Source organism: Pseudomonas sp. SWI36, from assembly GCF_002948105.1.
GTDB lineage: Bacteria > Pseudomonadota > Gammaproteobacteria > Pseudomonadales > Pseudomonadaceae > Aquipseudomonas > Aquipseudomonas alloputida.
The window spans coordinates 1847304-1872747 of sequence record NZ_CP026675.1 but is presented as its reverse complement, the minus strand read 5'-3'; the positions used below and the strand labels follow the sequence as shown (position 1 = coordinate 1872747).

Sequence of the window (25444 nt, the reverse complement as noted above, 5' to 3'; positions counted from 1 at the left end):
GCTAGTAGATGGCAACTATCAACCAGCTGGTACGTCAGCCGCGTAAGCGTTCGGTCGAGAAGTCCGACGTTCCTGCGCTGCAGAACTGCCCGCAGCGTCGTGGCGTGTGCACCCGTGTGTACACCACCACGCCGAAAAAACCTAACTCGGCACTGCGTAAAGTATGCCGTGTGCGTCTGACCAACGGTTTCGAGGTTTCCTCGTACATCGGTGGTGAAGGCCACAACCTGCAAGAGCACAGCGTCGTCCTGATTCGTGGCGGCCGTGTAAAAGACTTGCCAGGTGTTCGTTACCACACCGTTCGCGGCTCTCTGGATACTTCGGGCGTTAAAGGCCGTAACCAGGGTCGTTCGAAGTACGGTACCAAGCGTCCGAAGTAATCGGTCGTTTGCAGACATCCATTTTTTTGAGTCGATAAGAGTAAGGTCGGGCGTGGGTCGAATGACCTGGTCCCGGGCTAACCTGAAGACCGTTTGAGGGCTTATCATGCCAAGACGTCGTGTAGCAGCAAAACGTGAGATCCTTGACGATCCGAAGTACGGATCCCAGATTCTCGCGAAGTTCATGAACCACGTGATGGAAAGCGGCAAGAAGGCCGTAGCCGAGCGCATCGTTTACGGTGCCCTGGATACCGTCAAAGCACGCAAGAACAGCGACCCCCTGGAAATCTTCGAGAAAGCTCTCGACGCCATCGCTCCGCTGGTCGAAGTAAAGTCCCGTCGTGTCGGCGGTGCCACTTACCAGGTCCCGGTTGAAGTTCGTCCATCCCGTCGTAACGCTCTGGCAATGCGCTGGCTCGTAGACTACGCCCGCAAGCGCGGCGAGAAGTCGATGGCTCTGCGTCTGGCCGGCGAACTGCTGGATGCTGCCGAAGGCAAGGGTGCTGCAGTCAAGAAGCGTGAAGACGTTCACCGTATGGCTGAAGCCAACAAAGCGTTCTCGCACTACCGCTTCTAATTCAAGCATCAATCTTTTTGCGAGGGCTTTATGGCTCGTACTACAGCAATTAACCGCTACCGTAACATTGGTATCTGTGCCCACGTTGACGCGGGCAAGACCACCACTACCGAGCGGATCCTGTTCTACACAGGTCTGAGCCACAAAATGGGCGAGGTGCATGACGGCGCCGCGACCACCGACTGGATGGTGCAGGAGCAGGAGCGGGGTATCACCATTACCTCCGCTGCCGTTACCACCTTCTGGAAAGGTTCCCGTGGTCAGTATGACAACTACCGCGTAAACGTTATCGATACCCCTGGCCACGTTGACTTCACCATTGAAGTAGAGCGTTCGCTGCGTGTACTCGACGGCGCGGTCGTTGTGTTCTGTGGCACCTCCGGCGTTGAGCCGCAGTCCGAAACCGTATGGCGTCAGGCCAACAAGTACGGCGTTCCGCGTGTTGTCTACGTGAACAAGATGGACCGTGCTGGTGCAAACTTCCTGCGCGTCGTAGGTCAGATCAAGAACCGTCTGGGTCACACTCCGGTTCCTGTTCAGCTGGCCATCGGTTCGGAAGATAACTTCCAGGGTCAGGTTGACCTGATCAAGATGAAGGCTATCTACTGGAACGACGACGACAAGGGTACTACCTACCGCGAGGAAGAAATTCCTGCGGATATGGTCGAGCTGGCTAACGAATGGCGCAACAACATGGTTGAAGCCGCCGCCGAAGCCACCGAAGAGCTGATGAACAAGTACCTTGAAGAAGGTGAGCTGTCCGTCGAAGAGATCAAGGCAGGCCTGCGCGCGCGCACCCTGGCCAGCGAGATCGTTCCGGCTGTCTGCGGTTCGTCGTTCAAGAACAAGGGTGTTCCCCTGGTTCTCGACGCCGTTATCGACTTCCTGCCAGCTCCGACCGAGATCCCTGCGATCAAGGGTATCCACCCTGACCTGATCGACGTGCCTAAGGACGAAGTCAAGCCAGAGCAGTTCGACGAGCGTCATGCTGACGACGACGAGCCGTTCTCGGCCCTGGCCTTCAAGATTGCCACCGACCCGTTCGTTGGTACTCTGACCTTCGTTCGCGTTTACTCGGGCTTCCTGACCTCCGGTGACTCCGTCATCAACTCGGTCAAAGGCAAGAAAGAGCGCGTTGGTCGTATGGTCCAGATGCACGCCAACCAGCGTGAAGAGATCAAAGAAGTACGTGCAGGCGACATCGCTGCTCTGATCGGCATGAAGGACGTCACTACTGGTGATACCCTGTGCAACGCCGACAAGCCGATCATCCTTGAGCGTATGGACTTCCCTGAGCCTGTGATTTCGCTCTCTGTAGAGCCGAAAACCAAGCAGGACCAGGAGAAGATGGGTATCGCACTGGGCAAGCTGGCTCAGGAAGACCCATCGTTCCGCGTCAAGACCGATGAAGAAACCGGTCAGACCATCATCTCCGGTATGGGTGAGCTGCACCTGGACATCCTCGTTGACCGCATGAAGCGCGAATTCAACGTCGAAGCCAACATCGGCAAGCCGCAGGTTTCGTACCGCGAGAAGATCACCAAATCCAACGTCGAGATCGAAGGCAAGTTCGTTCGTCAGTCGGGTGGTCGTGGTCAGTTCGGTCACTGCTGGGTTCGCTTCTCCGAGCCGGACGTGGACGACAAGGGCAACATCACAGAAGGTCTGGTGTTCTCCAACGAAGTCGTTGGTGGTGTGATTCCTAAGGAATACATCCCTGCGATCCAGAAGGGTATCGAAGAGCAGATGAAAAACGGCGTTGTTGCCGGTTATCCTCTGATCGGCCTGAAGGCCGCGGTATTCGACGGTTCGTACCACGACGTCGACTCCAACGAAATGGCGTTCAAGATCGCTGCTTCGATGGCGACCAAGCAACTGGCCCAGAAGGGCGGTGGCGTGGTTCTCGAGCCGATCATGAAAGTCGAAGTTGTAACCCCGGAAGACTACCTGGGTGACGTGATGGGTGACCTGAACCGTCGTCGTGGTCTGGTCCAGGGTATGGATGAGTCGGTCTCTGGCCGTGTCGTCCGTGCTGAAGTACCGCTCGGAGAGATGTTCGGTTACGCAACCGACGTTCGTTCCATGTCTCAGGGTCGCGCAAGCTACTCCATGGAATTCTCCAAATACGCCGAAGCTCCGTCGAACATCGTCGAAGCACTCGTTAAAAAACAAGGCTAATCCCCTTTAGGCAAGAGGTTCACTGTCGTGGCTAAAGAAAAATTTGATCGTTCCCTTCCCCACGTTAACGTCGGCACCATCGGCCACGTTGACCACGGTAAGACCACTCTGACCGCAGCTCTGACTCGCGTCTGCTCCGAAGTTTTCGGTTCGGCAGTCGTTGAGTTCGACAAGATCGACTCGGCTCCGGAAGAAAAAGCGCGCGGTATCACCATCAACACCGCTCACGTCGAGTACAACTCGAACATTCGTCACTACGCTCACGTTGACTGCCCAGGTCACGCTGACTACGTGAAGAACATGATCACCGGTGCTGCCCAGATGGACGGCGCGATCCTGGTTTGCTCGGCCGCCGATGGTCCGATGCCACAAACCCGTGAGCACATCCTGCTGTCCCGTCAGGTAGGCGTTCCGTACATCGTGGTCTTCCTGAACAAGGCTGACCTGGTAGACGACGCTGAGCTGCTGGAACTGGTCGAGATGGAAGTTCGCGACCTGCTGTCCACCTACGACTTCCCAGGCGACGACACTCCGATCATCATCGGTTCCGCTCGTATGGCCCTGGAAGGCAAAGACGACAACGAAATGGGCACTACCGCTGTCAAGAAGCTGGTAGAAACTCTGGATGCCTACATCCCTGAGCCAGTTCGTGCCATCGACCAGCCGTTCCTGATGCCGATCGAAGACGTATTCTCGATCTCGGGTCGTGGTACCGTTGTTACCGGTCGTATCGAGCGTGGTATCGTCCGCGTTCAGGATCCGCTGGAAATCGTTGGTCTGCGTGACACCACCACCACCACCTGCACCGGTGTTGAGATGTTCCGCAAGCTGCTGGACGAAGGTCGTGCTGGCGAGAACTGCGGCGTTCTGCTGCGTGGTACCAAGCGTGACGACGTTGAGCGTGGCCAGGTTCTGGTCAAGCCGGGTTCGGTCAAGCCGCACACCAAGTTCACCGCAGAAGTCTACGTCCTGTCGAAGGAAGAAGGCGGCCGTCACACTCCGTTCTTCAAAGGCTACCGTCCACAGTTCTACTTCCGTACCACTGACGTGACCGGTAACTGCGAACTGCCGGAAGGCGTTGAAATGGTAATGCCAGGTGACAACATTCAGATGACTGTTACCCTGATCAAGACCATCGCAATGGAAGACGGTCTGCGCTTCGCTATCCGTGAAGGCGGTCGTACCGTCGGCGCCGGCGTTGTGGCCAAAATCATCGAGTAATCACTCGACCGATTGAAAAAACCCCCGCTCAGCGGGGGTTTTTTTTATTGGGTTGACACTAATTGGGGGCGTCTATAGAATCACGCCTCCTTTTAGCGGGCGTAGTGCGTCCGTTGGGAACAGCCTGGAGTCTGAAATCCAATGCAAAATCAGCAAATCCGTATCAGGTTGAAGGCTTTCGACCATCGCCTGATCGACCAATCCACCCAGGAAATCGTGGAAACCGCGAAACGTACTGGTGCACAAGTGCGTGGTCCAATTCCACTGCCTACCCGCAAAGAGCGTTTCACCGTTCTGGTCTCCCCGCACGTCAACAAAGACGCGCGTGACCAGTACGAGATTCGCACTCATAAGCGTGTTCTGGACATCGTCCAGCCAACGGATAAAACCGTTGACGCGCTGATGAAGCTTGATCTGGCGGCAGGTGTGGAAGTACAGATCAGCCTCGGCTAAGACTTCGGTCTAGTCGTGTAACGCTCTGAAATGGGCGGCCATAGCGGGTGAAAGCCCCGTACACTCATGAGGTTTACAACATGACTATTGGTGTAATCGGTCGCAAGTGCGGTATGACCCGCATTTTCACCGAAGAAGGTGTCTCCATTCCGGTCACGGTCATTGAGATCGAGCCGAATCGCGTCACCCAGTTCAAAACTGAAGAAACCGATGGCTACCGTGCAGTGCAAGTCACTGTCGGCGAGCGTCGTGCTTCGCGTGTGACTGCCGCTCAGGCAGGCCACTTCGCCAAGGCCAACGTTGCCGCTGGTCGCGGTGTTTGGGAGTTCCGTCTTGAAGAAGGCGATTTCCAGGCTGGCGATCTGATCAAAGCTGAACTCTTCACTGCAGGCCAGCTGGTAGACGTTACTGGTCAGTCCAAAGGTAAAGGCTTCGCCGGTACCATCAAGCGCTGGAACTTCCGTGGTCAGGACAACACCCACGGTAACTCCGTGTCGCACCGTGTTCCTGGTTCCATCGGCCAGTGCCAGACTCCTGGTCGTGTGTTCAAGGGCAAGAAAATGTCCGGTCACATGGGCGCCGAGCGCGTGACTGTTCAGTCCCTGGAAGTAGTTCGCGTAGACGCTGAACGCAACCTGCTGCTGATCAAGGGTGCCGTACCTGGCGCTACTGGCGGCGACGTGGTTGTACGTCCAGCTGTCAAGGCTCGCGGTTAAGGGGAAACTGACATGCAACTTAATGTAAATGACGCTCAGGCGATCGAAGTTTCCGAACTGACTTTCGGTGGCGAATTCAACGAGACGCTGGTTCACCAAGCAGTCGTGGCCTACATGGCCGGCGGCCGTCAGGGCACCAAGCAGCAGAAGACCCGTTCCGACGTGGCTGGTGGCGGTAAGCGCCCATGGCGTCAGAAGGGTACTGGCCGTGCTCGTGCTGGTACCACTCGTGGTCCGATCTGGCGTGGCGGTGGTGTAACCTTCGCAGCTCGCCCTCAAGATCACTCGCAAAAGCTCAACAAGAAGATGTATCGCGCAGCTCTGCGCTCCATCCTCGCTGAGCTGGTGCGTAGCGACCGTCTGGTCGTGGTTCAGGACTTCGCTGTTGAAGCACCGAAAACCAAAGATCTGCTGAACAAGCTGAACGGCATGGGTCTGAGCGATGTACTGATCGTTTCCGACGCTGTTGATCAGAACCTGTACCTGGCTGCTCGTAACCTGCCGCACGTCGACGTACGTGACGTACAAGGTTCCGACCCGGTCAGTCTGATCGCATACGAGAAAGTGTTGATCACTGTCTCGGCCGTGAAGAAATTCGAGGAGCTGCTGGGATGAACCAGGAACGCGTATTCAAAGTCCTCCTTGGCCCGCACGTTTCCGAGAAGGCTACCGTTCTGGCTGAGAAAAAAGGCCAGTTCGTATTCAAGGTTGCTACTGATGCAACCAAGCTGGAAATCAAGAAAGCTGTCGAAGGCCTGTTCAACGTAAAAGTTGAAAACGTGTCGACTGTTAACGTTCTGGGTAAAACCAAGCGTACCGCACGTGGTCTGGGCAAGCGTAATGACTGGAAGAAGGCGATCGTCTCCCTTCAGCCAGGCCAAGATCTCGATTTCAGCAGCAGTGCTGAGTAAGGAAGGGGTGCATCATGGCAATCGTTAAATGCAAACCGACTTCCCCTGGCCGCCGTTTCGTGGTCAAGGTGGTCAACAAGGAGCTGCACAAAGGCGCTCCTCACGCACCGCTGATCGAGAAAAAATCGAAGTCTGGTGGTCGTAACAACAATGGCCGCATTACCACTCGTCACGTTGGTGGTGGTCACAAGCAGCATTACCGTCTGGTCGACTTCCGTCGCAACGACAAAGATGGCATTCCAGCCACTGTCGAGCGTATCGAATACGATCCAAACCGTACTGCTCACATCGCCCTGCTGTGCTACGCAGACGGTGAGCGTCGCTACATCATCGCGCCTAAAGGCGTGAGCGCTGGCGACCAGCTGATCGCAGGTGCCCTGGCCCCAATCAAGGCCGGTAACTCCCTGCAGCTGCGCAACATTCCAGTAGGTAGCACCATTCACGGCATCGAACTGAAGCCGGGTAAAGGTGCTCAGATCGCTCGTTCCGCTGGTGCTTCGGCTCAGCTGATCGCTCGCGAAGGTGTCTACGTGACCCTGCGTCTGCGCTCTGGTGAAATGCGTAAAGTCCTGGCTGAGTGCCGTGCGACCCTGGGCGAAGTCTCGAACTCCGAGCACAGCCTGCGTTCGCTGGGTAAAGCTGGTGCCAAACGCTGGCGCGGCGTTCGCCCAACCGTTCGTGGTGTTGCCATGAACCCGGTTGACCACCCACACGGTGGTGGTGAAGGTCGTACCTCCGGTGGTCGTCATCCGGTATCGCCATGGGGCTTCCCAACCAAGGGTGCTAAAACCCGTGGTAATAAGCGTACCGACAACATGATCGTCCGTCGTCGCAAGTAACTAGAGGGATACGACAGTGCCACGTTCTCTGAAAAAAGGTCCTTTTATCGATCTTCACCTGTTGAAGAAGGTCGAAGTGGCGGTGGAGAAGAACGATCGCAAGCCAGTTAAAACCTGGTCGCGCCGTTCGATGATCCTGCCACAAATGGTCGGTCTGACCATCGCGGTTCACAACGGTCGCCAGCATGTTCCAGTTCTCGTGAACGAAGACATGGTCGGCCACAAACTGGGCGAGTTCGCCGGTACCCGCACCTATCGCGGGCACGTGGCTGACAAGAAAGCCAAGCGTTAAGGGGTAAGGAAATGGAAGTAGCCGCTAAGTTGTCGGGCGCTCGCATCTCCGCCCAGAAAGCCCGCTTGGTCGCCGACCAGATCCGCGGGAAGAAGGTGGGCGAAGCGCTCAACCTGTTGGCCTTCAGCAGCAAAAAAGCCGCTGAAATCATGAAGAAAGTCCTCGAGTCGGCCGTAGCCAACGCCGAACACAACGAAGGCGCAGACGTTGATGACCTGAAGGTCTCCACCGTCTTCGTCAACGAAGGGCGTTCGCTGAAGCGCATCATGCCACGTGCCAAAGGCCGTGCTGATCGCATCGTCAAGCGGTCTTGCCATATCACTGTCAAGGTTGCGGACAAGTAACGGAGTCGATCAGATGGGTCAGAAAGTACATCCCACTGGCATTCGCCTGGGAATCGTCAAGGAGCACACCTCCGTCTGGTACGCAGACGGTGCTACTTACGCAGATTACCTGTTGAAGGATCTGAAAACGCGTGAGTACCTCCAAGACAAACTAAAAAGCGCGTCCGTAAGCCGTATCGATATTCATCGTCCGGCTCAAACTGCACGCATCACCATCCACACCGCTCGTCCCGGTATCGTTATCGGTAAGAAAGGTGAAGATGTCGAGAAGCTGCGTCAGGACCTGACCAAGCAGATGGGTGTGCCTGTGCACATCAACATCGAAGAGATCCGCAAGCCGGAACTCGACGCTATGCTGGTTGCGCAGAGCGTAGCTCAGCAGCTGGAACGCCGTGTAATGTTCCGTCGCGCCATGAAGCGCGCGGTACAGAACGCCATGCGTATTGGTGCCAAGGGCATCAAGATCCAGGTGAGCGGTCGTCTCGGCGGTGCTGAGATTGCTCGTACCGAGTGGTATCGCGAAGGTCGTGTGCCTCTGCACACCCTGCGTGCCGATATCGACTACAACACCTACGAAGCTCACACCACTTACGGTGTGATCGGTGTGAAGGTTTGGATCTTCAAAGGCGAAGTTATTGGTGGTCGCCAAGAAGAACTGAAACCACAAGCACCAGCGCCTCGTAAAAAAGCTGCTAAGTAAGGGGTACGCCAAATGTTGCAACCAAAGCGTACAAAATTCCGCAAGCAGATGACTGGCCACAACCGTGGTCTGGCACTGCGCGGTAGCAAAGTCAGCTTCGGCGAATTCGCCCTGAAAGCTGTTGCTCGCGGTCGCCTCACCGCTCGCCAGATCGAGTCCGCACGTCGTGCGCTGACCCGTCACGTTAAGCGTGGCGGTAAGATCTGGATCCGTGTGTTCCCGGACAAGCCGATCTCCAAAAAACCTCTTGAGGTTCGTATGGGTAAAGGTAAGGGCTCCGTGGAATACTGGGTTGCCCAGATTCAGCCAGGCAAAGTCCTGTACGAGATCGAGGGTGTTTCTGAAGAGCTGGCGCGCGAAGCTTTCGCCCTGGCTGCTGCAAAGCTGCCTCTCGCCACCTCCTTTGTTAAGCGGACGGTGATGTGATGAAAGCGAATGAACTTCGTGAAAAATCGGCACAGCAACTGAACGAGCAACTGCTCGGCTTGCTGCGCGACCAGTTCAATCTGCGTATGCAGAAAGCAACTGGCCAGTTGGGGCAGTCGCACCTGCTCTCGCAAGTTAAGCGTGACATCGCTCGCGTGAAAACTGTGCTCAACCAGCAGGCAGGTAAGTGATCATGGCTGAAGCTGAAAAAACCGTCCGTACGCTGACTGGCCGTGTCGTCAGCGACAAAATGGACAAGACCATCACCGTTCTGATCGAGCGTCGCGTAAAGCACCCGATTTACGGTAAATACGTTAAGCGTTCGACTAAGCTGCACGCGCACGACGAAGCCAACCAGTGCAAGATCGGCGACAAGGTTTCCATCCGTGAAACCCGTCCGCTGGCCAAGACCAAGTCCTGGGCACTGGTTGAAGTCCTCGAACGCGCTGTTGAAGTCTAAGGGCTAAGGGTCGGAGAAATTTTATGATTCAGACTCAATCCATGCTCGATGTGGCCGATAACAGCGGCGCTCGTCGCGTCATGTGCATCAAGGTACTCGGCGGTTCGCACCGCCGTTACGCCGGTATCGGTGACATCATCAAAGTAACCGTCAAGGAAGCAATTCCGCGCGGTAAGGTCAAAAAAGGCCAAGTGATGACCGCTGTCGTCGTACGTACCCGTCACGGTGTTCGTCGCGCTGACGGTTCCATCATTCGTTTCGACGGCAACGCTGCTGTTCTGCTGAACAACAAGCAAGAGCCGATCGGCACTCGCATCTTCGGGCCAGTGACCCGTGAACTTCGTACTGAGAAGTTCATGAAGATCGTCTCGCTCGCCCCTGAAGTGCTGTAAGGAGATCCGACATGCAAAAGATTCGTCGTGACGACGAGATCATCGTGATCGCCGGCAAAGACAAAGGTAAGCGCGGTAAGGTGCTGAAGGTTCTGGCTGATGACCGTCTGGTTATCGGTGGCGTGAACCTGGTCAAGCGTCATACCAAGCCTAACCCGATGGCGGGCGTACAGGGCGGTATCGTCGAGAAAGAAGCGCCTCTGCACGCTTCCAACGTTGCCATCTTCAACGGTGAAACCAACAAGGCTGACCGCGTTGGTTTCAAAGTAGAAGACGGTAAAAAAATTCGTGTCTTCAAGTCGACCCAAAAAGCGGTTGATGCTTGAACACTGCTAGGTAGAAGACCATGGCACGACTGAAAGAGATTTACCGGAACGAAATCGCTCCTAAGCTTAAGGAAGAACTTAAGCTGTCGAACGTGATGGAAGTTCCGCGCGTTACCAAGATCACCCTGAACATGGGTCTGGGCGAAGCGATCGGCGACAAGAAAGTCATCGAGCACGCTGTTGCCGACCTGGAAAAGATCACCGGTCAAAAGCCGGTTGTGACTTTCGCTCGCAAATCCATCGCTGGCTTCAAAGTCCGCGAAGGCTGGCCGATCGGCGTCAAGGTGACCCTGCGTAGCGACAAGATGTACGAATTCCTGGACCGCCTGCTGGCGATCTCCCTGCCTCGGGTTCGCGACTTCCGCGGCCTGAATGCCAAGTCCTTCGATGGTCGTGGCAACTACAGCATGGGCGTGAAAGAGCAGATCATCTTCCCGGAAATCGACTACGACAAGATCGATGCTCTGCGCGGTTTGGACATCACCCTGACCACCACTGCTCGTTCGGACGACGAAGGCCGCGCTCTGCTGCGTGCTTTCAAGTTCCCGTTCCGCAACTGATTGGAGTAGGAAAATGGCCAAGAAGAGCATGAAAAACCGCGAGCTGAAGCGTCAGCTCACGGTAGCAAAGTTCGCTAAGAAGCGTGCTGAGCTGAAAGCGACCATCGTCAACCTGAACGCCTCTCCAGAAGAGCGTTTCGCTGCCGTTGTCGCTCTGCAGAAGCAGCCACGCGACGCTAGCGCCTCGCGCCTGCGTAACCGTTGCCGCCTGACCGGTCGTCCTCACGGTGTATACCGTAAGTTCGGCCTGGGCCGTAACATGCTGCGTCAAGCTGCAATGCGCGGTGACGTACCAGGTCTGGTCAAGGCCTCCTGGTAATCGCTGCAGGCAAGGCACGGGTGGAAGGGGAGCAATCTTCCGACCGCCGGTGACCTTGCCAACAAACAAGCCCCTATATGGGGCTTGTTTCGTTTCTGCCTTGTGTCTAGAATGACCGGCTCACCTGAGCCTGGGTTTTTGCCCAAACCGTTCAGGTGGTTGTCATAGCCGCAAGGCTAATAATTCTTGTATCAGGAGCATCTAGCCCATGAGTATGCAGGACCCGTTAGCGGACATGCTAACTCGCATCCGTAATGCCCAGATGGCTGAAAAGTCCGTCGTAAGCATGCCTTCCTCTACCCTGAAGGTCGCGGTTGCCAAAGTTCTGAAGGACGAAGGTTACATCGCTGGCTACCAGGTAACTGGTGAGGCCAAGCCTTCCCTGTCGATCGAACTGAAGTACTTCGAAGGCCGTCCGGTCATCGAGGAACTGAAGCGCTCCAGCCGTCCAGGCCTGCGCCAGTACAAGGCCGTCACCGATCTGCCGAAAGTACGTGGCGGTCTGGGCGTGTCTATCGTCTCCACCAACAAAGGTGTGATGACTGATCGCGCTGCGCGCGCTGCCGGTGTCGGCGGCGAAGTTCTGTGCACAGTGTTCTAAGGGGGGATAGACATGTCTCGCGTCGCTAAGAACCCCGTTAAGCTGCCATCCGGTGTCGAAGTCAAATTCGCCGGTCAGCAGCTTTCGGTGAAGGGTGCCAAAGGTACTCTCGAACTGAACGTTCACTCGTCTGTTGAAGTTACCGAAGAGTCTGGTGAGCTGCGTTTCGTCGCTCGCAATGGTGACCAGCAAGCTCGTGCCATGGCCGGTACCACCCGCGCTCTGGTCAACAACATGGTCCAAGGCGTAAGCCAAGGCTTCGAGCGCAAGCTCCAGCTGGTCGGTGTTGGTTACAAGGCACAGGCTAAAGGCACCGTCCTGAACCTGGCCCTGGGCTTCTCTCACCCAGTGGACTACGAACTGCCAGCCGGTATCACCGCTGAAACACCTAGCCAGACCGACATCCTGATCAAGGGTATCGACAAGCAGCTGGTAGGTCAGGTGGCCGCTGAAATCCGCGACTTCCGTCCGCCAGAGCCTTACAAAGGTAAAGGTGTGCGTTACGCGGACGAAGTAGTCCGTCGTAAAGAAGCCAAGAAGAAGTAGGGCCTAGTAAATGACCGACAAAAAAGTTATTCGACTGCGTCGCGCTCGCAAAGCACGTCTCAAGATGCACGAACTCGAAGTCGTGCGCCTGTGCGTGTTCCGCTCCTCGCAGCACATCTACGCCCAGGTCATTTCGGCCGACGGCAGCAAGGTTCTGGCAAGCGCCTCGACCTTGGACAAAGACCTGCGTGATGGCGCCACTGGCAACATCGACGCGGCCACTAAGGTTGGCAAGCTGGTAGCTGAGCGTGCGAAAGCCGCCGGTGTATCTCAAGTTGCCTTTGACCGTTCCGGCTTCAAGTACCATGGCCGCGTCAAAGCGCTGGCTGATGCTGCTCGTGAAGGCGGGCTGGAGTTCTAAGTTATGGCAAATAACGATCAAAAGCGCGACGAAGGCTACATCGAGAAGCTGGTTCAAGTTAACCGCGTTGCCAAAACCGTAAAAGGCGGCCGTATCTTCACCTTCACCGCGCTGACCGTGGTTGGTGATGGTAAAGGTCGTGTTGGCTTCGGCCGTGGCAAGTCGCGCGAAGTACCAGCCGCGATCCAGAAAGCCATGGAAGCTGCTCGCCGCAACATGATCCAGGTTGACCTGAAGGGCACCACCCTGCAGTACGCCACCAAGGCTGCCCACGGCGCCTCGAAGGTTTACATGCAGCCTGCCTCGGAAGGTACCGGTATCATCGCCGGTGGCGCAATGCGTGCTGTCCTGGAAGTTGCTGGTGTTCAGAACGTTCTGGCCAAGTGCTACGGTTCGACCAACCCAGTGAACGTGGTTTACGCCACCTTCAAGGGTCTGAAAGCCATGCAATCTCCTGAATCCATTGCCGCCAAGCGTGGCAAGAGCGTCGAGGAGATCTTCTGATCATGGCAACCGTAAAAGTAACGCTGATCAAGAGCGTCTCGGGCCGTCTGCCTAACCACAAGCTGTGTGTTAAAGGCCTGGGTCTGCGTCGCATCGGTCACACTGTAGAAGTCCAGGATACTCCCGAGAACCGCGGGATGATCAACAAGGCTTACTACATGCTGAAGGTCGAGGGCTAATCGATGAAACTCAATGATCTGAGTCCAGCGCCGGGTTCCCGTCGCGAGAAGCATCGTCCAGGTCGTGGTATCGGTAGCGGTCTGGGTAAGACCGGCGGCCGTGGCCACAAAGGTCAGACTTCCCGTTCGGGTGGTTCGATCGCTCCTGGCTTCGAAGGCGGTCAACAGCCGCTGCACCGTCGCCTGCCGAAGTTCGGCTTCGTTTCCCTGAAAGCCATGGACCGCGCTGAAGTGCGTCTTTCCGAGCTGGCCAAAGTGGAAGGCGACGTGATCTCCGTGCAATCCCTGAAGGATGCCAACGTGATCAACCAGCACATTCAGCGTGTGAAAATCATGCTGTCTGGCGAAGTTACTCGCGCAGTCACCATCAAGGGTATCGCAGCCACCAAGGGTGCGCGTGCGGCTATCGAAGCAGCTGGCGGCAAATTCGAGGAATAAATGGCTAAGCAAGGTGCTCTCTCTTCGCTCGGTAAGGGCGGGATGTCGGAACTCTGGGCTCGTCTGCGCTTTCTGTTCATGGCGATCATCGTCTATCGGATAGGTGCGCATATCCCGGTTCCCGGCATCAATCCGGACCGTCTGGCGGATCTGTTTCGGCAGAATGAGGGGACCATTCTTAGCTTGTTCAACATGTTTTCCGGTGGCGCGCTCGAGCGCATGAGCATCTTTGCACTGGGGATCATGCCGTACATTTCGGCATCGATCATCATGCAGTTGATGACGGCGGTCAGCCCGCAACTGGAGCAGTTGAAGAAGGAAGGTGAAGCTGGCCGTCGCAAGATCAGCCAGTACACCCGCTACGGCACCGTTATCCTGGCACTGGTCCAAGCCATTGGCATGTCCATTGGCCTGGCCAACCAGGGCGTGGCGTTTTCTGTAGGCCTGGGCTTCCATGTCGTCGCTGTTTCCACTTTCGTGGCAGGCGCGATGTTCATGATGTGGCTGGGCGAGCAGATCACCGAGCGCGGTGTGGGCAACGGTATCTCGATGTTGATTTTCGCGGGTATCGTTGCCGGTCTTCCGAGAGCAATCGGGCAGTCTTTCGAGTCTGCACGCACAGGCGATATCAACATTTTCGCCCTGGTCGCCATCGGTCTGCTGGCAGTAGCGATTATCGGTTTTGTGGTGTTCATTGAGCGTGGTCAGCGTCGTATCGCCGTTCATTACGCCAAGCGTCAGCAGGGCCGTAAGGTCTTCGCTGCGCAGACTAGCCACTTGCCGCTGAAAGTGAACATGGCGGGGGTTATCCCGGCTATTTTCGCGAGCAGCATTCTGCTGTTCCCGGCTTCGCTGGGTGCCTGGTTTGGTCAGTCCGAAGGTATGGGCTGGCTGCAGGACATCTCGCAGTCGATCGCTCCTGGTCAGCCGTTGAACATTCTGCTGTTTAGTGCAGGGATCATTTTCTTCTGCTTCTTCTACACAGCGTTAATGTTCAACCCGAAAGACGTAGCGGAAAACCTGAAGAAGTCCGGTGCCTTTATTCCGGGTATCCGTCCTGGTGAGCAGTCGGCACGCTACATTGATGGCGTTCTGACCCGTTTGACCATGTTCGGTGCTCTTTACATGATGGCCGTCTGCCTTCTGCCCCAGTTCCTGGTGGTGGCAGCAAATGTGCCGTTCTACCTTGGCGGGACCTCGTTGCTGATTGTGGTAGTGGTTGTGATGGACTTCATGTCCCAAGTACAATCGCACCTCGTTTCGCACCAGTACGAATCCCTGATGAAGAAAGCCAACCTGAAAGGCTACGGTGGCAGCGGTTTGCTGCGCTGATACGCCCCTAAGGTTCGAGGAGTCGGTAATGAAAGTTCGTGCATCGGTGAAAAAGCTGTGCCGTAACTGCAAGATCATCCGTCGCGAAGGCGTCGTACGAGTGATCTGCAGCGCGGAACCGCGTCACAAACAGCGCCAAGGCTGAGTGTGATCTGCGCTTCAAACCCAGCAGCTAGTGTGCTGCTGGGTTGATTATTCGTTTCTACAGCGATATTATCTCGCGCCCTATTTCTTGGCTTCCGGGGCGTAGGTAGCTGTCAATTGGAGTCCCACTGAATGGCCCGTATTGCAGGCGTCAACATTCCAGATAACAAGCATACTGTTATCTCGCTGACCTACATCTATGGTGTCGGTCGCACAACTGCACAGAAGATTTGTGCAGACGCTGGTGTAAACCCAGCCGCTAAGATCAAGGATCTGAGCGACGAGCAAATCGAAACCCTGCGTGGCGAAGTCGCGAAGTTCACCACCGAAGGTGACCTGCGTCGTGACATCAACATGAAGATCAAGCGCTTGATGGACCTGGGTTGCTACCGCGGCCTGCGTCATCGTAAAGGTCTGCCGGTTCGCGGTCAGCGCACCAAGACCAACGCACGCACCCGTAAGGGCCCGCGTAAGCCGATCCGCAAGTAATCGCCCAGGAATATAGACATGGCAAAACCTGCTGCTCGTCCTCGTAAGAAAGTCAAAAAGACAGTGGTTGATGGCATCGCCCACATCCATGCTTCTTTCAACAACACCATCGTGACCATCACCGACCGTCAGGGCAATGCTTTGTCCTGGGCGACCTCCGGTGGTTCGGGTTTCCGTGGTTCGCGCAAATCCACCCCGTTCGCAGCTCAGATCGCTGCTGAGCGTGCTGGTCAAGCTGCGCTGGAATACGGTCTGAAGAACCTCGACGTTAACGTCAAGGGTCCAGGTCCAGGTCGTGAGTCCGCCGTTCGTGCATTGAACAGCTGCGGCTACAAGATCGCCAGCATCACCGACGTGACGCCAATCCCGCACAACGGGTGCCGTCCGCCGAAGAAGCGTCGCGTGTAATCAGGAGACAGAAGAATGGCACGTTACATTGGTCCAAAATGCAAACTGTCTCGTCGTGAAGGCACTGATCTGTTCCTGAAGAGCGGCGTTCGCGCTCTGGAATCGAAGTGCAATATCGAAGCAGCCCCAGGTATCCACGGCCAGCGCCGTGGCCGTCAGTCCGACTACGGCACCCAGCTGCGTGAGAAACAAAAAGTCCGTCGTATCTACGGTGTTCTGGAGCGTCAGTTCCGCGGTTACTACCAAGCTGCTGCCTCGAAAAAAGGCGCAACCGGTGAGAACCTGCTGCAACTGCTCGAGTGCCGTCTGGATAACGTCGTTTACCGTATGGGCTTCGGCTCGACTCGTTCCGAGTCCCGTCAGCTGGTTTCGCACAAAGCGATCAGCGTCAACGGTAAGACTGTAAACATTCCATCCTACCAAGTTCGTCCGGGTGACGTGGTCGCAGTCCGCGAGAAATCGCTGGGCCAGTTGCGCATTGTTCAAGCCCTTGAACTGTGCGCCCAGCGTGGCCGCGTTGAGTGGGTTGACGTGGATGCTGCTAAAAAGTCGGGCGTTTTCAAGAACGTTCCTGCTCGCAGCGACCTGTCTGCCGACATCAACGAAAACCTGATTGTCGAGCTCTACTCCAAGTAAGGGCTAGAAAATAGGTGCATCCATGCAGATTTCGGTAAATGAGTTCCTGACTCCCCGCCACATTGATGTGCAGGTAGTCAGTCCGACCCGCGCCAAAATTACGCTCGAGCCTCTCGAGCGTGGTTTCGGCCATACCCTGGGCAACGCGCTGCGCCGCATCCTGTTGTCCTCCATGCCTGGCTGTGCAGTAGTCGAGGCCGAGATCGATGGCGTACTCCATGAGTACTCCGCGATCGAAGGTGTTCAGGAAGACGTAATTGAAATCCTGTTGAACCTGAAAGGTCTCGCTATCAAACTGCATGGTCGTGACGAAGTTACGCTGACCTTGTCGAAAAAGGGTTCGGGGGTGGTTACCGCTGCCGATATTCAGCTGGATCACGATGTCGAGATCGTCAACCCCGATCACGTAATCGCGAACCTGGCGTCGAACGGCGCTCTGAACATGAAGCTCACTGTAGCTCGTGGTCGTGGTTACGAGCCGGCCGACTCCCGTCAAACCGACGAAGACGAAAGCCGTAGCATTGGCCGTCTGCAGTTGGACGCCTCCTTCAGCCCGGTGCGTCGTATCGCCTATGTGGTCGAGAACGCCCGTGTTGAACAGCGTACCAACCTGGACAAACTGGTCATTGATCTGGAAACCAACGGCACCCTGGATCCTGAAGAGGCTATCCGCCGCGCTGCGACCATTCTGCAACAGCAGTTGGCCGCGTTCGTCGACCTCAAAGGTGACAGCGAGCCTGTCGTAGTCGAGCAGGAAGACGAGATCGATCCGATCCTGCTGCGTCCGGTTGACGACCTGGAACTGACTGTACGTTCGGCCAACTGCCTCAAGGCGGAGAACATCTACTACATCGGCGACCTGATTCAGCGTACCGAAGTAGAGCTGTTGAAGACTCCTAACCTGGGTAAGAAGTCCCTGACTGAAATCAAGGACGTTCTGGCCTCTCGTGGTCTGTCTCTCGGCATGCGCCTCGACAACTGGCCGCCTGCAAGTCTTAAGAAAGACGACAAGGCGACCGCCTGATCGTCGTAATCACCGAACGTAGTGTTTGGTAAGGAATGAATCATGCGTCATCGTAAAAGTGGACGTCACCTGAGCCGTACCAGCTCTCACCGCAAGGCTATGTTCCAGAACATGGCAGTGTCGCTGATCGAGCACGAGCTGATCAAAACCACCCTGCCGAAAGCCAAGGAACTGCGCCGCGTTGCCGAGCCGCTGATCACCCTGGCCAAGGAAGACAGCGTTGCTAACCGTCGTCTGGCCTTCGACCGTACCCGTTCGAAGTCCGCTGTTGGCAAACTGTTCAACGACCTGGGCAAGCGTTACGCCACCCGTCAGGGCGGCTACCTGCGCATCCTGAAGTGCGGTTTCCGCGCTGGCGACAACGCGCCTATGGCGTATGTCGAGCTGGTTGATCGTCCGGTCGGCGGTGCTGTAGAAGCTGCTGAGTAAGACGTTCTGTCTGCTACAGAAAACCGGGCCTAGTGCCCGGTTTTTTGTTTATACATCTATTGTTTATTTCTATTGATGTAAGTCATGTAATGAATTTGTCCCTGTAATCTTGCTCGTCAATACTCTCTCTACAGCCGATCAGCCGGCCCTTGAAGACCGAAATGGAGAGCCCATGAGCAAGATTCTCACCACCGCTAGCGGTGCACCTGTAGCCGACAATCAGAACTCCCGCTCCGCCGGCCCGCGCGGTCCGCTGCTGCTCGACGACTTCCACCTGATCGAGAAGCTCGCCCATTTCAACCGCGAGAACATTCCTGAGCGCCGCGTCCATGCCAAAGGCTCGGGCGCCTACGGTACCTTTACCGTTACTCACGATATCACCGGCTATACCAGCGCCAAGCTGTTTGAAGAGGTCGGTAAACAAACCGAGACTTTCTTACGCTTCTCCACCGTTGGTGGCGAGCGCGGCTCTGCAGATACCGAGCGTGACCCGCGCGGCTTCGCGGTGAAGTTCTACACCGAGGAAGGCAACTGGGACATTGTCGGTAACAACACGCCAGTATTCTTCATTCGCGACCCACTGAAGTTCCCGGACTTTATCCACACCCAGAAGCGCCACCCGCAGTCCAACCTGAAGAATGCTCAGATGATGTGGGACTTCTGGTCGCACTCTCCAGAAGCGTTGCATCAGGTCACCATCCTGTTTTCCGACCGTGGCATTCCGGACGGCTACCGTCACATGCATGGCTTTGGCAGCCACACCTACAGCCTGATCAATGCAAAGGGTGAGCGCACTTGGGTCAAGTGGCACTTCAAGACCCAACAAGGCATCAAGAACCTCACCCCGGCAGACGCTGCACGCCTGGCAGGGACCGATCCGGATTACGCTCAGCGCGACCTCTTCGAGGCCATCGAGCGTGGCGACTACCCGCGCTGGACTGTCTGCATTCAGGTGATGAGCGAAGCCGAGGCTGCCAGCCGCGACGAGAACCCATTCGACGTGACCAAGACCTGGTCGCAGAAGGATTATCCACTCATCGAGGTGGGTGTGCTGGAGCTCAACCGTAACCCGCTCAACTATTTTGCGGAGGTCGAGCAGGCCGCGTTCGGGCCGAGCAATATGGTGCCCGGCGTCGGTCTTTCGCCGGACCGCATGCTGCAAGGCCGCGTATTCGCCTACGCCGACGCGCACCGCTATCGCGTGGGGACCAACCACCAGCAATTGCCAGTCAACGCGCCACGCTGCCCGGTGAACAGCTACCAGCGTGACGGCTCGATGGCCACCGGCAGTTACGGTAGTGCACCGAACTACGAGCCAAACAGCTACAGCGATGCCCCGAAACAGTCGCCACGTCATGCTGAGCCAGCATTGGCCATGAATGGTTCGGCTGATCGCTACGATCACCGTGAGGACACTGACTACTTCAGTCATGCCGGCGCGTTGTTCCGTTTGATGAGCGATGAGCAGAAAGGCCTGCTGATCAGCAACATCGCCGGTACCATGGCGGGTGTCAGCGAAGACGTGATTCAGCGTCAGCTACAGTACTTCTTCAAGGCGGATCCGGCCTATGGCGAAGGGATTGCGAAGGCTTTGGGCATCAATCTCGCCTAAGTCGAAGTGATAAGAAGAACCGCCCTCATTTGGGCGGTTTTTCAATGAATATCACTACTGTTTAACCGATTTTTTGCGTCTGATTGCGCGTTTTTCAGTGACCATAGGCAAAAGCTGGTTCACACTATGTGGCATAGACGTTTTCACATGGAGAATCAGGGCGATGCAAGGCCACCCGGATGTAATCAACTATCTCGTCACGCTGCTGAAGGGCGAACTGGCGGCACGCGACCAGTACTTCATTCATTCGCGCATGTACGAAGACTGGGGCCTGTCCAAGCTCTACGAGCGCATCAACCACGAGATGGAGGAAGAGACGCAGCACGCCGATGCCCTGATGCGTCGTATCCTCATGCTCGAAGGGACCCCTGACATGCGTGCGGATGACCTGGAGGTCGGTAGCACCGTGCCGGAAATGATCGAGGCAGACCTCAAGCTCGAATACAAGGTGCGCGGTGCGCTTTGTAAAGGCATCGAGCTATGCGAACTGCACAAGGACTACGTCAGTCGTGACATCCTGCGTGCGCAGCTGGCCGACACCGAAGAAGATCACACCTACTGGCTTGAGAAGCAGCAGGGCCTGATCAAGGCCATCGGGCTGGAAAACTACCTGCAGTCGCAGATGTAAGTTACCCACAGGCTCAAGTAAAAGCCCCTGGCACCATCGGTACCAGGGGCTTTTTCATTGCGCTGGCAACACTTAGGCCCGGTCCCGCTCCAGCAATGGTTTCAGGTAATGGCCGGTATATGACTGCTTCATCTCGCTCAGCTCTTCTGGCGTACCGCAGGCAATGATCTGCCCACCCTTGGAGCCGCCCTCAGGCCCCAGGTCAACCAGCCAGTCGGCGGTCTTGATCACATCCAGGTTATGCTCGATCACCACCACGGTATTGCCGTGGTCGCGCAGGCGATGCAACACATCCAGCAGCTGCTGGATATCGGCAAAGTGCAGACCGGTAGTAGGTTCGTCGAGGATGTACAAGGTCTTGCCGGTATCGCGCTTGGACAGTTCGCGCGACAGCTTCACCCGCTGCGCCTCACCGCCGGACAACGTGGTCGCTGATTGCCCCAGTTTGATGTACGACAGGCCCACATCCATCAACGTTTGCAGCTTGCGCGCCAGCGCCGGCACCGCATCGAAGAACTCGCGGGCATCCTCGATGGTCATTTCCAGCACCTCGTGGATGTTCTTGCCCTTGTACTTGATCTCCAGGGTTTCGCGGTTGTAGCGCTTGCTCTTGCACACGTCACACGGCACGTAGATGTCCGGCAGGAAGTGCATTTCCACCTTGATCAGGCCATCGCCCTGGCAGGCCTCGCAACGGCCACCCTTGACGTTGAACGAGAAACGCCCCGGGCCATAACCACGCGAGCGTGACTCCGGGACACCGGAGAACAGCTCGCGGATCGGCGTGAAGATGCCGGTGTAGGTGGCCGGGTTGGAGCGTGGTGTGCGGCCGATCGGGCTCTGGTCGATATCCACCACCTTGTCCAGGTGCTGCAGGCCGTCCATGCTGCTGTGCGGTGCGGCTTCCAGGCTGCTTGCGCCATTGAGGGCGGTAGCGGCCAAGGGGTAAAGGGTATTGTTGATCAGCGTCGATTTACCCGAGCCGGATACACCGGTCACGCAGGTCAGCAGGCCGATCGGTACTTCCAGGTCGACGTTCTGCAGGTTGTTGCCACGTGCGCCCTTGAGCTTGAGCTGCAGCTTCTTGTTGCGCGGCGTGCGCTTGGCCGGCACGACGATCTTCTTGCGCCCGGACAGGTACTTGCCAGTCAGCGAATCGGGATGGTCCATGACCTCCTGGGGCGAGCCCTCGGCGACAATCTGCCCACCGTGAACACCGGCGCCCGGGCCGATATCGACCACGTAGTCGGCCAGCCGAATGGCGTCCTCGTCGTGTTCCACCACGATCACCGTGTTGCCCAGGTCGCGCAAATGGTTGAGGGTGGCCAACAGGCGGTCGTTGTCGCGTTGATGAAGGCCGATGGACGGTTCATCGAGGATGTACATCACCCCCACCAGACCAGCGCCGATCTGGCTGGCGAGGCGGATACGTTGCGCTTCGCCACCGGACAGGGTGTCGGCGCTACGATCCAGGGTCAGGTAGTCGAGACCGACATTGACCAGGAACTGAAGTCGTTCGCAGATTTCCTTGAGGATTTTTGCCGCGATTTCGCCACGCCGGCCAGTAAGGGTCAGTTGACCAAAGTAGTTGCTGGCTTCACCGATCGGCAAATTGGTTACCGCCGGCAGGGTTTTCTCGCCCACCCACACATGGCGCGCCTCGCGGCGCAGGCGCGTACCCCGGCAATCCGGGCACGGTTGCGTACCAAGGAATTTGGCCAGTTCTTCACGCACGGTGGCCGATTCGGTTTCGCGGTAGCGGCGCTCAAGGTTCGGCACAATGCCTTCGAACGGGTGCGATCGCTTGACGATGTCGCCTCGGTCGTTGAGGTACTTGAAATCGACACTCTGCTTGCCGCTGCCCTGCAGGATCACTTTCTGGTGTTCGGCTGACAGCTCGCCGAAAGGCTCCTCCAGGCTGAAGCCGTAGTGCGCAGCCAACGAACCGAGCATCTGGAAGTAGTACACGTTACGCCGGTCCCAGCCGCGGATCGCGCCTTCGGCCAAGGTCAGCTCGGTGTTGACCAGGCGTTTGGTGTCGAAGAACTGCTTGACCCCCAGGCCGTCGCAAGTTGGGCAAGCGCCAGCCGGGTTGTTGAAGGAGAACAGCTTCGGTTCCAGCTCGCTGATCGCGTGGCCGCACACCGGGCAGGCGAAGCGCGCGGAGAAGATCGTCTCTTCGCCTTGTTCGTCGTCCATCGGTGCCACCAGGGCAATACCGTCGGCCAGTTTCAACGCGGTCTCGAACGATTCAGCCAGGCGCTGTTGCAGGTCGGCGCGGACTTTGAAGCGGTCCACCACCACATCGATGCTGTGCTTCTTCTGCTTGTCCAGCTTGGGCAACTCATCGAGTTCGTAGAGCTTGCCGTTGACCCTGGCCCGCACGAAGCCCTGGGCGCGAAGCTCGTCAAACACTGCCAGGTGCTCGCCCTTGCGCTCGCGCACCACTGGCGCGAGCAGCATCAGCTTGCTGCCTTCCGGGCGCTCCAGCACCAGGTCGACCATCTGGCTGATCGTTTGCGCCTCCAGCGGGATATCGTGGTCCGGGCAGCGTGGAGTACCGACGCGGGCGTACAGCAGGCGCAGATAGTCGTAGATTTCGGTGATGGTGCCGACCGTGGAGCGCGGGTTGTGCGAGGTCGACTTCTGCTCGATCGAAATCGCCGGCGACAGGCCTTCGATGGTGTCGACGTCGGGCTTTTCCATCATCGACAGGAACTGCCGGGCGTAGGCCGACAGCGATTCCACATAGCGGCGCTGGCCTTCGGCGTACAAGGTATCGAACGCCAGGGACGACTTGCCGGAACCGGACAGGCCGGTGATCACGATCAACTTGTCCCGGGGCAGGGTCAGGTCGATGTTCTTCAGGTTGTGGGTACGTGCCCCACGAATCAGGATCTTGTCCACTGCGGCCTCGCTTGGCGGGCATAAACAAGGAAGTATACGGCGCGCCAGTATGACGCGGCAAAGCGTCGCGTAGATGCCGTCAAGCTGTCGGACTGATAGAATCGCCGCCGGTTCACACGAGGTTAATCCATGCACGACACCCACAACGAGCGCATGAGTGGCGGCGAAACCCGCGCCGCTGGCGGCCTTGCCTTGGTCTTTGCCTTTCGTATGCTGGGCATGTTCATGGTCTTGCCGGTACTGGCCACCTACGGCATGGACCTGGCTGGCGCCACGCCTGCCCTGATCGGCCTGGCCATTGGTGCCTATGGCCTGACCCAGGCGATATTGCAGATCCCGTTCGGGATGATTTCCGACCGCATCGGTCGTCGGCCGGTGATTTATCTGGGGCTGGTGATCTTCGCCCTGGGCAGTGTACTGGCGGCCCAAGCCGACTCTATCTGGGGCGTGATTGCCGGGCGCATCCTGCAGGGCGCGGGGGCAATTTCTGCTGCGGTCATGGCACTGCTGTCGGACCTCACCCGCGAACAACACCGGACCAAGGCCATGGCCATGATCGGCATGAGCATCGGCCTGTCGTTTGCTGTCGCCATGGTCGTCGGTCCATTGCTGACAAGTGCCTTTGGTTTGTCAGGTTTGTTCCTGGTCACGGCTGGGCTTGCCCTGGTCGGCATGCTGTTGATCGCGTTTGTCGTGCCCAGCACCCACAGCATTTTGCAGCACCGCGAGTCGGGTGTGGCGCGCCAGGCCATCGGCCCGACCCTGCGCCATCCGGACCTTCTGCGCCTGGACGTCAGCATTTTCATCCTGCACGCCGTCCTCATGGCCAGCTTCGTTGCGCTGCCGCTGGCGTTCGTCGAGCGTGGTGGCCTGCCCAAGGAGCAGCATTGGTGGGTGTACCTGACCGCGCTGTTCATCTCATTTTTTGCAATGGTCCCGTTCATCATCTACGGCGAAAAAAAGCGCAAGATGAAACGTGTGTTGGCCGGCGCGGTCAGTGTCCTGCTGCTGACGGAGATATACTTCTGGGAGTGGGCTGACGGTTTGCGCGGACTGGTGATTGGCACCGTGGTATTCTTTACCGCATTCAACCTGCTGGAGGCTTCGCTGCCTTCTCTGGTGAGCAAGGTGTCGCCTGCCGGTGGCAAGGGGACGGCAATGGGGGTGTATTCCACCAGCCAGTTCCTCGGTGCAGCGTTAGGCGGGATTCTTGGCGGCTGGCTGTTCCAGCACGGTGGGCTGAACACGGTGTTCCTCGGTAGCGCGGTGCTGTGTGCTATCTGGCTGATCGTCGCCTTGCGCATGAACGAGCCGCCATATGTGACCAGCCTGCGCATGCCCCTGACGCCTGAGGCGGTCCGGGAAGCCGGCCTGACCGAGCGCCTGATGGCCGTGCCGGGTGTGACCGACGCTGTGGTGGTGGAAGAAGAAGCCGCCATCTATATCAAACTGGATACGAAAATTTTGGACCGTGCGACCCTCGAGCGACTGGTGAATCCAGCCTCTTCGGCGTGCGAAGCCTAGGAGAACGTTATGGCCCGTGGGGTTAACAAAGTCATTCTGGTCGGTACCTGTGGCCAGGATCCCGAAGTCCGCTACCTGCCCAACGGTAACGCCGTGACCAACCTGAGCCTGGCCACCAGCGAGCAGTGGACTGACAAGCAGTCGGGCCAGAAGGTCGAGCGTACCGAGTGGCACCGTGTGTCGCTGTTCGGCAAGGTTGCCGAAATCGCTGGCGAATACCTGCGCAAGGGTTCGCAGTGCTACATCGAAGGCAAGCTGCAGACCCGCGAGTGGGAAAAAGACGGCATCAAGCGCTACACCACCGAGATCATCGTCGACATCAACGGCACCATGCAGCTGCTCGGCGGTCGTCCGCAGGGCCAGCAGCAGGGCGGCGACCCGTACAACCAGGGTGGCGGCAATTATGGTGGCGGCCAGCAGCAACAGTACAACCAGGCACCGCCACGCCAGCAGGCCCAGCGCCCGCAACAGGCCCCTCAGCGCCCAGCGCCGCAACAGCCTGCGCCGCAGCCGGCGGCTGACTTCGACAGCTTCGATGACGATATTCCGTTCTGATCAGAGCGGTAGGGCGTTCAGCAAGACCAGAAA

37 protein-coding genes are annotated in these 25444 nt (G+C 57.3%); 36 read left to right on the top strand and 1 reads right to left on the bottom strand.

Going from position 1 to position 25444, the window contains the following annotated elements; translation table 11 throughout:
* Nucleotides 1–8: 8 nt before the first annotated feature.
* The 34 genes from rpsL (at nt 9) to bfr (ending at nt 20425) form a co-directional block, all read left to right on the top strand.
* The gene (rpsL, locus tag C4Q27_RS09210) at nt 9–380 is read left to right on the top strand and encodes a 30S ribosomal protein S12 (RefSeq protein WP_003255492.1); all 372 of its coding nucleotides are present in this window, start codon (nt 9–11) and stop codon (nt 378–380) included.
* A 106-nt stretch (nt 381–486) separates the two neighbouring features.
* The gene (gene rpsG, locus C4Q27_RS09205) at nt 487–957 is read left to right on the top strand and encodes a 30S ribosomal protein S7 (protein WP_003246741.1); all 471 of its coding nucleotides are present in this window, start codon (nt 487–489) and stop codon (nt 955–957) included.
* A gap of 30 nt (nt 958–987) precedes the next feature.
* Nucleotides 988–3135, top strand: coding sequence for an elongation factor G (fusA, locus tag C4Q27_RS09200; protein ID WP_003255490.1), 2148 nt, complete (start codon nt 988–990; stop codon nt 3133–3135).
* A gap of 27 nt (nt 3136–3162) precedes the next feature.
* On the top strand, nt 3163–4356 hold the full coding sequence (gene tuf / locus C4Q27_RS09195) for an elongation factor Tu (RefSeq protein ID WP_010951775.1): 1194 nt from the start codon (nt 3163–3165) through the stop codon (nt 4354–4356).
* A gap of 141 nt (nt 4357–4497) precedes the next feature.
* Complete coding sequence (gene rpsJ / locus C4Q27_RS09190; protein ID WP_003186070.1) at nt 4498–4809, top strand: 30S ribosomal protein S10; 312 nt, start codon at nt 4498–4500, stop codon at nt 4807–4809.
* Nucleotides 4810–4889: 80 nt separating this feature from the next.
* Complete coding sequence (gene rplC / locus C4Q27_RS09185) at nt 4890–5525, top strand: 50S ribosomal protein L3 (protein ID WP_003255486.1); 636 nt, start codon at nt 4890–4892, stop codon at nt 5523–5525.
* 12 nt (nt 5526–5537) lie between these two features.
* Nucleotides 5538–6140, top strand: coding sequence for a 50S ribosomal protein L4 (rplD, locus tag C4Q27_RS09180; RefSeq protein ID WP_003255485.1), 603 nt, complete (start codon nt 5538–5540; stop codon nt 6138–6140).
* Nucleotides 6137–6436: a 50S ribosomal protein L23 gene (gene rplW / locus C4Q27_RS09175; RefSeq protein WP_003255484.1), complete on the top strand. Its 300-nt coding sequence runs from the start codon at nt 6137–6139 to the stop codon at nt 6434–6436. Before rplD ends, rplW begins: the two co-directional genes overlap by 4 nt.
* 14 nt (nt 6437–6450) lie before the next feature.
* The gene (rplB, locus tag C4Q27_RS09170; protein WP_003255483.1) at nt 6451–7275 is read left to right on the top strand and encodes a 50S ribosomal protein L2; all 825 of its coding nucleotides are present in this window, start codon (nt 6451–6453) and stop codon (nt 7273–7275) included.
* 16 nt (nt 7276–7291) lie between these two features.
* Entirely contained in the window at nt 7292–7567 is a 276-nt protein-coding gene (rpsS, locus tag C4Q27_RS09165; protein WP_003255482.1) for a 30S ribosomal protein S19, read from the top strand.
* A gap of 11 nt (nt 7568–7578) precedes the next feature.
* A complete protein-coding gene (gene rplV, locus C4Q27_RS09160; protein WP_003103908.1) occupies nt 7579–7911 on the top strand; it encodes a 50S ribosomal protein L22 in 333 nt (110 codons plus the stop codon).
* Nucleotides 7912–7924: 13 nt separating this feature from the next.
* Nucleotides 7925–8611 carry a 30S ribosomal protein S3 gene (rpsC, locus tag C4Q27_RS09155; protein WP_003255481.1) on the top strand — a complete coding sequence of 229 codons (687 nt, stop codon included), beginning with the start codon at nt 7925–7927 and terminating at the stop codon, nt 8609–8611.
* 12 nt (nt 8612–8623) lie between these two features.
* Nucleotides 8624–9037, top strand: a complete 414-nt coding sequence (gene rplP, locus C4Q27_RS09150) for a 50S ribosomal protein L16 (protein ID WP_003255479.1) — start codon at nt 8624–8626, stop codon at nt 9035–9037.
* Nucleotides 9037–9228, top strand: a complete 192-nt coding sequence (rpmC, locus tag C4Q27_RS09145) for a 50S ribosomal protein L29 (RefSeq protein ID WP_002555481.1) — start codon at nt 9037–9039, stop codon at nt 9226–9228. The genes rplP and rpmC overlap by 1 nt, the downstream gene beginning before the upstream one ends.
* Before the next feature lie 2 nt (nt 9229–9230).
* Entirely contained in the window at nt 9231–9497 is a 267-nt protein-coding gene (rpsQ, locus tag C4Q27_RS09140) for a 30S ribosomal protein S17 (protein ID WP_003255478.1), read from the top strand.
* 23 nt (nt 9498–9520) lie between these two features.
* Complete coding sequence (gene rplN / locus C4Q27_RS09135) at nt 9521–9889, top strand: 50S ribosomal protein L14 (protein WP_002555479.1); 369 nt, start codon at nt 9521–9523, stop codon at nt 9887–9889.
* 11 nt (nt 9890–9900) lie between these two features.
* Nucleotides 9901–10215: a 50S ribosomal protein L24 gene (gene rplX / locus C4Q27_RS09130; RefSeq protein ID WP_003255476.1), complete on the top strand. Its 315-nt coding sequence runs from the start codon at nt 9901–9903 to the stop codon at nt 10213–10215.
* A gap of 20 nt (nt 10216–10235) precedes the next feature.
* Nucleotides 10236–10775, top strand: coding sequence for a 50S ribosomal protein L5 (gene rplE, locus C4Q27_RS09125; protein ID WP_003255474.1), 540 nt, complete (start codon nt 10236–10238; stop codon nt 10773–10775).
* A gap of 13 nt (nt 10776–10788) precedes the next feature.
* Complete coding sequence (gene rpsN, locus C4Q27_RS09120) at nt 10789–11094, top strand: 30S ribosomal protein S14 (protein WP_003255472.1); 306 nt, start codon at nt 10789–10791, stop codon at nt 11092–11094.
* Between the two features lie 208 nt (nt 11095–11302).
* On the top strand, nt 11303–11695 hold the full coding sequence (gene rpsH / locus C4Q27_RS09115) for a 30S ribosomal protein S8 (protein ID WP_003255471.1): 393 nt from the start codon (nt 11303–11305) through the stop codon (nt 11693–11695).
* A 12-nt stretch (nt 11696–11707) separates the two neighbouring features.
* A complete protein-coding gene (gene rplF / locus C4Q27_RS09110) occupies nt 11708–12241 on the top strand; it encodes a 50S ribosomal protein L6 (protein ID WP_003255469.1) in 534 nt (177 codons plus the stop codon).
* Between the two features lie 10 nt (nt 12242–12251).
* Nucleotides 12252–12602, top strand: a complete 351-nt coding sequence (rplR, locus tag C4Q27_RS09105) for a 50S ribosomal protein L18 (protein ID WP_003255467.1) — start codon at nt 12252–12254, stop codon at nt 12600–12602.
* A 3-nt stretch (nt 12603–12605) separates the two neighbouring features.
* Nucleotides 12606–13106 (top strand): 30S ribosomal protein S5, encoded by a 501-nt coding sequence (rpsE, locus tag C4Q27_RS09100; RefSeq protein WP_003255465.1) that lies wholly within the window; start codon nt 12606–12608, stop codon nt 13104–13106.
* 2 nt (nt 13107–13108) lie between these two features.
* Nucleotides 13109–13285 (top strand): 50S ribosomal protein L30, encoded by a 177-nt coding sequence (rpmD, locus tag C4Q27_RS09095; RefSeq protein WP_003255463.1) that lies wholly within the window; start codon nt 13109–13111, stop codon nt 13283–13285.
* A gap of 3 nt (nt 13286–13288) precedes the next feature.
* Complete coding sequence (rplO, locus tag C4Q27_RS09090; RefSeq protein WP_003255461.1) at nt 13289–13723, top strand: 50S ribosomal protein L15; 435 nt, start codon at nt 13289–13291, stop codon at nt 13721–13723.
* Nucleotides 13724–15055, top strand: coding sequence for a preprotein translocase subunit SecY (gene secY, locus C4Q27_RS09085; RefSeq protein ID WP_003257108.1), 1332 nt, complete (start codon nt 13724–13726; stop codon nt 15053–15055).
* A gap of 28 nt (nt 15056–15083) precedes the next feature.
* Nucleotides 15084–15200, top strand: a complete 117-nt coding sequence (rpmJ, locus tag C4Q27_RS09080; RefSeq protein ID WP_002555468.1) for a 50S ribosomal protein L36 — start codon at nt 15084–15086, stop codon at nt 15198–15200.
* A 131-nt stretch (nt 15201–15331) separates the two neighbouring features.
* Entirely contained in the window at nt 15332–15688 is a 357-nt protein-coding gene (gene rpsM, locus C4Q27_RS09075; RefSeq protein ID WP_003255457.1) for a 30S ribosomal protein S13, read from the top strand.
* A gap of 18 nt (nt 15689–15706) precedes the next feature.
* Nucleotides 15707–16096 carry a 30S ribosomal protein S11 gene (gene rpsK / locus C4Q27_RS09070; protein ID WP_003255454.1) on the top strand — a complete coding sequence of 130 codons (390 nt, stop codon included), beginning with the start codon at nt 15707–15709 and terminating at the stop codon, nt 16094–16096.
* A 15-nt stretch (nt 16097–16111) separates the two neighbouring features.
* A complete protein-coding gene (rpsD, locus tag C4Q27_RS09065; protein ID WP_003255453.1) occupies nt 16112–16732 on the top strand; it encodes a 30S ribosomal protein S4 in 621 nt (206 codons plus the stop codon).
* A 22-nt stretch (nt 16733–16754) separates the two neighbouring features.
* Entirely contained in the window at nt 16755–17756 is a 1002-nt protein-coding gene (gene rpoA / locus C4Q27_RS09060) for a DNA-directed RNA polymerase subunit alpha (protein WP_003255452.1), read from the top strand.
* 42 nt (nt 17757–17798) lie between these two features.
* Nucleotides 17799–18185, top strand: coding sequence for a 50S ribosomal protein L17 (rplQ, locus tag C4Q27_RS09055; protein ID WP_003255451.1), 387 nt, complete (start codon nt 17799–17801; stop codon nt 18183–18185).
* A 172-nt stretch (nt 18186–18357) separates the two neighbouring features.
* The gene (locus C4Q27_RS09050; RefSeq protein WP_064492898.1) at nt 18358–19797 is read left to right on the top strand and encodes a catalase; all 1440 of its coding nucleotides are present in this window, start codon (nt 18358–18360) and stop codon (nt 19795–19797) included.
* Between the two features lie 163 nt (nt 19798–19960).
* Entirely contained in the window at nt 19961–20425 is a 465-nt protein-coding gene (bfr, locus tag C4Q27_RS09045; protein ID WP_003255449.1) for a bacterioferritin, read from the top strand.
* A 72-nt stretch (nt 20426–20497) separates the two neighbouring features.
* Here the strand turns inward: bfr and uvrA are convergent, their stop codons facing one another.
* The gene (gene uvrA / locus C4Q27_RS09040) at nt 20498–23332 is read right to left on the bottom strand and encodes an excinuclease ABC subunit UvrA (protein ID WP_010951778.1); all 2835 of its coding nucleotides are present in this window, start codon (nt 23330–23332) and stop codon (nt 20498–20500) included.
* A 129-nt stretch (nt 23333–23461) separates the two neighbouring features.
* Between uvrA and C4Q27_RS09035 the strand changes: the two genes are divergently transcribed.
* Complete coding sequence (locus tag C4Q27_RS09035) at nt 23462–24856, top strand: MFS transporter (protein WP_064492899.1); 1395 nt, start codon at nt 23462–23464, stop codon at nt 24854–24856.
* A 9-nt stretch (nt 24857–24865) separates the two neighbouring features.
* Nucleotides 24866–25411, top strand: a complete 546-nt coding sequence (locus tag C4Q27_RS09030; RefSeq protein WP_003255446.1) for a single-stranded DNA-binding protein — start codon at nt 24866–24868, stop codon at nt 25409–25411.
* Nucleotides 25412–25444: the final 33 nt, after the last annotated feature.

What these genes read in the sequence shown, in the direction of transcription:
- rpsE (WP_003255465.1), top strand. Translation starts at nt 12,606, where the DNA reads ATGGCAAATAACGATCAAAAGCGCGACGAAGGCTACATCGAGAAGCTG.
- rpsC (WP_003255481.1), top strand. Translation starts at nt 7,925, where the DNA reads ATGGGTCAGAAAGTACATCCCACTGGCATTCGCCTGGGAATCGTCAAG.
- rplW (WP_003255484.1), top strand. Translation starts at nt 6,137, where the DNA reads ATGAACCAGGAACGCGTATTCAAAGTCCTCCTTGGCCCGCACGTTTCC.
- rplE (WP_003255474.1), top strand. Translation starts at nt 10,236, where the DNA reads ATGGCACGACTGAAAGAGATTTACCGGAACGAAATCGCTCCTAAGCTT.
- rplV (WP_003103908.1), top strand. Translation starts at nt 7,579, where the DNA reads ATGGAAGTAGCCGCTAAGTTGTCGGGCGCTCGCATCTCCGCCCAGAAA.
- rplB (WP_003255483.1), top strand. Translation starts at nt 6,451, where the DNA reads ATGGCAATCGTTAAATGCAAACCGACTTCCCCTGGCCGCCGTTTCGTG.
- C4Q27_RS09030 (WP_003255446.1), top strand. Translation starts at nt 24,866, where the DNA reads ATGGCCCGTGGGGTTAACAAAGTCATTCTGGTCGGTACCTGTGGCCAG.
- rpsD (WP_003255453.1), top strand. Translation starts at nt 16,112, where the DNA reads ATGGCACGTTACATTGGTCCAAAATGCAAACTGTCTCGTCGTGAAGGC.
- C4Q27_RS09035 (WP_064492899.1), top strand. Translation starts at nt 23,462, where the DNA reads ATGCACGACACCCACAACGAGCGCATGAGTGGCGGCGAAACCCGCGCC.
- secY (WP_003257108.1), top strand. Translation starts at nt 13,724, where the DNA reads ATGGCTAAGCAAGGTGCTCTCTCTTCGCTCGGTAAGGGCGGGATGTCG.
- rplP (WP_003255479.1), top strand. Translation starts at nt 8,624, where the DNA reads ATGTTGCAACCAAAGCGTACAAAATTCCGCAAGCAGATGACTGGCCAC.
- rplO (WP_003255461.1), top strand. Translation starts at nt 13,289, where the DNA reads ATGAAACTCAATGATCTGAGTCCAGCGCCGGGTTCCCGTCGCGAGAAG.
- rpmC (WP_002555481.1), top strand. Translation starts at nt 9,037, where the DNA reads ATGAAAGCGAATGAACTTCGTGAAAAATCGGCACAGCAACTGAACGAG.
- rpsM (WP_003255457.1), top strand. Translation starts at nt 15,332, where the DNA reads ATGGCCCGTATTGCAGGCGTCAACATTCCAGATAACAAGCATACTGTT.
- rplX (WP_003255476.1), top strand. Translation starts at nt 9,901, where the DNA reads ATGCAAAAGATTCGTCGTGACGACGAGATCATCGTGATCGCCGGCAAA.
- rpsH (WP_003255471.1), top strand. Translation starts at nt 11,303, where the DNA reads ATGAGTATGCAGGACCCGTTAGCGGACATGCTAACTCGCATCCGTAAT.
- rpsJ (WP_003186070.1), top strand. Translation starts at nt 4,498, where the DNA reads ATGCAAAATCAGCAAATCCGTATCAGGTTGAAGGCTTTCGACCATCGC.
- rpsQ (WP_003255478.1), top strand. Translation starts at nt 9,231, where the DNA reads ATGGCTGAAGCTGAAAAAACCGTCCGTACGCTGACTGGCCGTGTCGTC.
- rplD (WP_003255485.1), top strand. Translation starts at nt 5,538, where the DNA reads ATGCAACTTAATGTAAATGACGCTCAGGCGATCGAAGTTTCCGAACTG.
- rpsK (WP_003255454.1), top strand. Translation starts at nt 15,707, where the DNA reads ATGGCAAAACCTGCTGCTCGTCCTCGTAAGAAAGTCAAAAAGACAGTG.
- rpoA (WP_003255452.1), top strand. Translation starts at nt 16,755, where the DNA reads ATGCAGATTTCGGTAAATGAGTTCCTGACTCCCCGCCACATTGATGTG.
- rpsN (WP_003255472.1), top strand. Translation starts at nt 10,789, where the DNA reads ATGGCCAAGAAGAGCATGAAAAACCGCGAGCTGAAGCGTCAGCTCACG.
- rplR (WP_003255467.1), top strand. Translation starts at nt 12,252, where the DNA reads ATGACCGACAAAAAAGTTATTCGACTGCGTCGCGCTCGCAAAGCACGT.
- rpsL (WP_003255492.1), top strand. Translation starts at nt 9, where the DNA reads ATGGCAACTATCAACCAGCTGGTACGTCAGCCGCGTAAGCGTTCGGTC.
- fusA (WP_003255490.1), top strand. Translation starts at nt 988, where the DNA reads ATGGCTCGTACTACAGCAATTAACCGCTACCGTAACATTGGTATCTGT.
- rplQ (WP_003255451.1), top strand. Translation starts at nt 17,799, where the DNA reads ATGCGTCATCGTAAAAGTGGACGTCACCTGAGCCGTACCAGCTCTCAC.
- rpsG (WP_003246741.1), top strand. Translation starts at nt 487, where the DNA reads ATGCCAAGACGTCGTGTAGCAGCAAAACGTGAGATCCTTGACGATCCG.
- rplF (WP_003255469.1), top strand. Translation starts at nt 11,708, where the DNA reads ATGTCTCGCGTCGCTAAGAACCCCGTTAAGCTGCCATCCGGTGTCGAA.
- bfr (WP_003255449.1), top strand. Translation starts at nt 19,961, where the DNA reads ATGCAAGGCCACCCGGATGTAATCAACTATCTCGTCACGCTGCTGAAG.
- C4Q27_RS09050 (WP_064492898.1), top strand. Translation starts at nt 18,358, where the DNA reads ATGAGCAAGATTCTCACCACCGCTAGCGGTGCACCTGTAGCCGACAAT.
- rplC (WP_003255486.1), top strand. Translation starts at nt 4,890, where the DNA reads ATGACTATTGGTGTAATCGGTCGCAAGTGCGGTATGACCCGCATTTTC.
- rplN (WP_002555479.1), top strand. Translation starts at nt 9,521, where the DNA reads ATGATTCAGACTCAATCCATGCTCGATGTGGCCGATAACAGCGGCGCT.
- rpmJ (WP_002555468.1), top strand. Translation starts at nt 15,084, where the DNA reads ATGAAAGTTCGTGCATCGGTGAAAAAGCTGTGCCGTAACTGCAAGATC.
- rpmD (WP_003255463.1), top strand. Translation starts at nt 13,109, where the DNA reads ATGGCAACCGTAAAAGTAACGCTGATCAAGAGCGTCTCGGGCCGTCTG.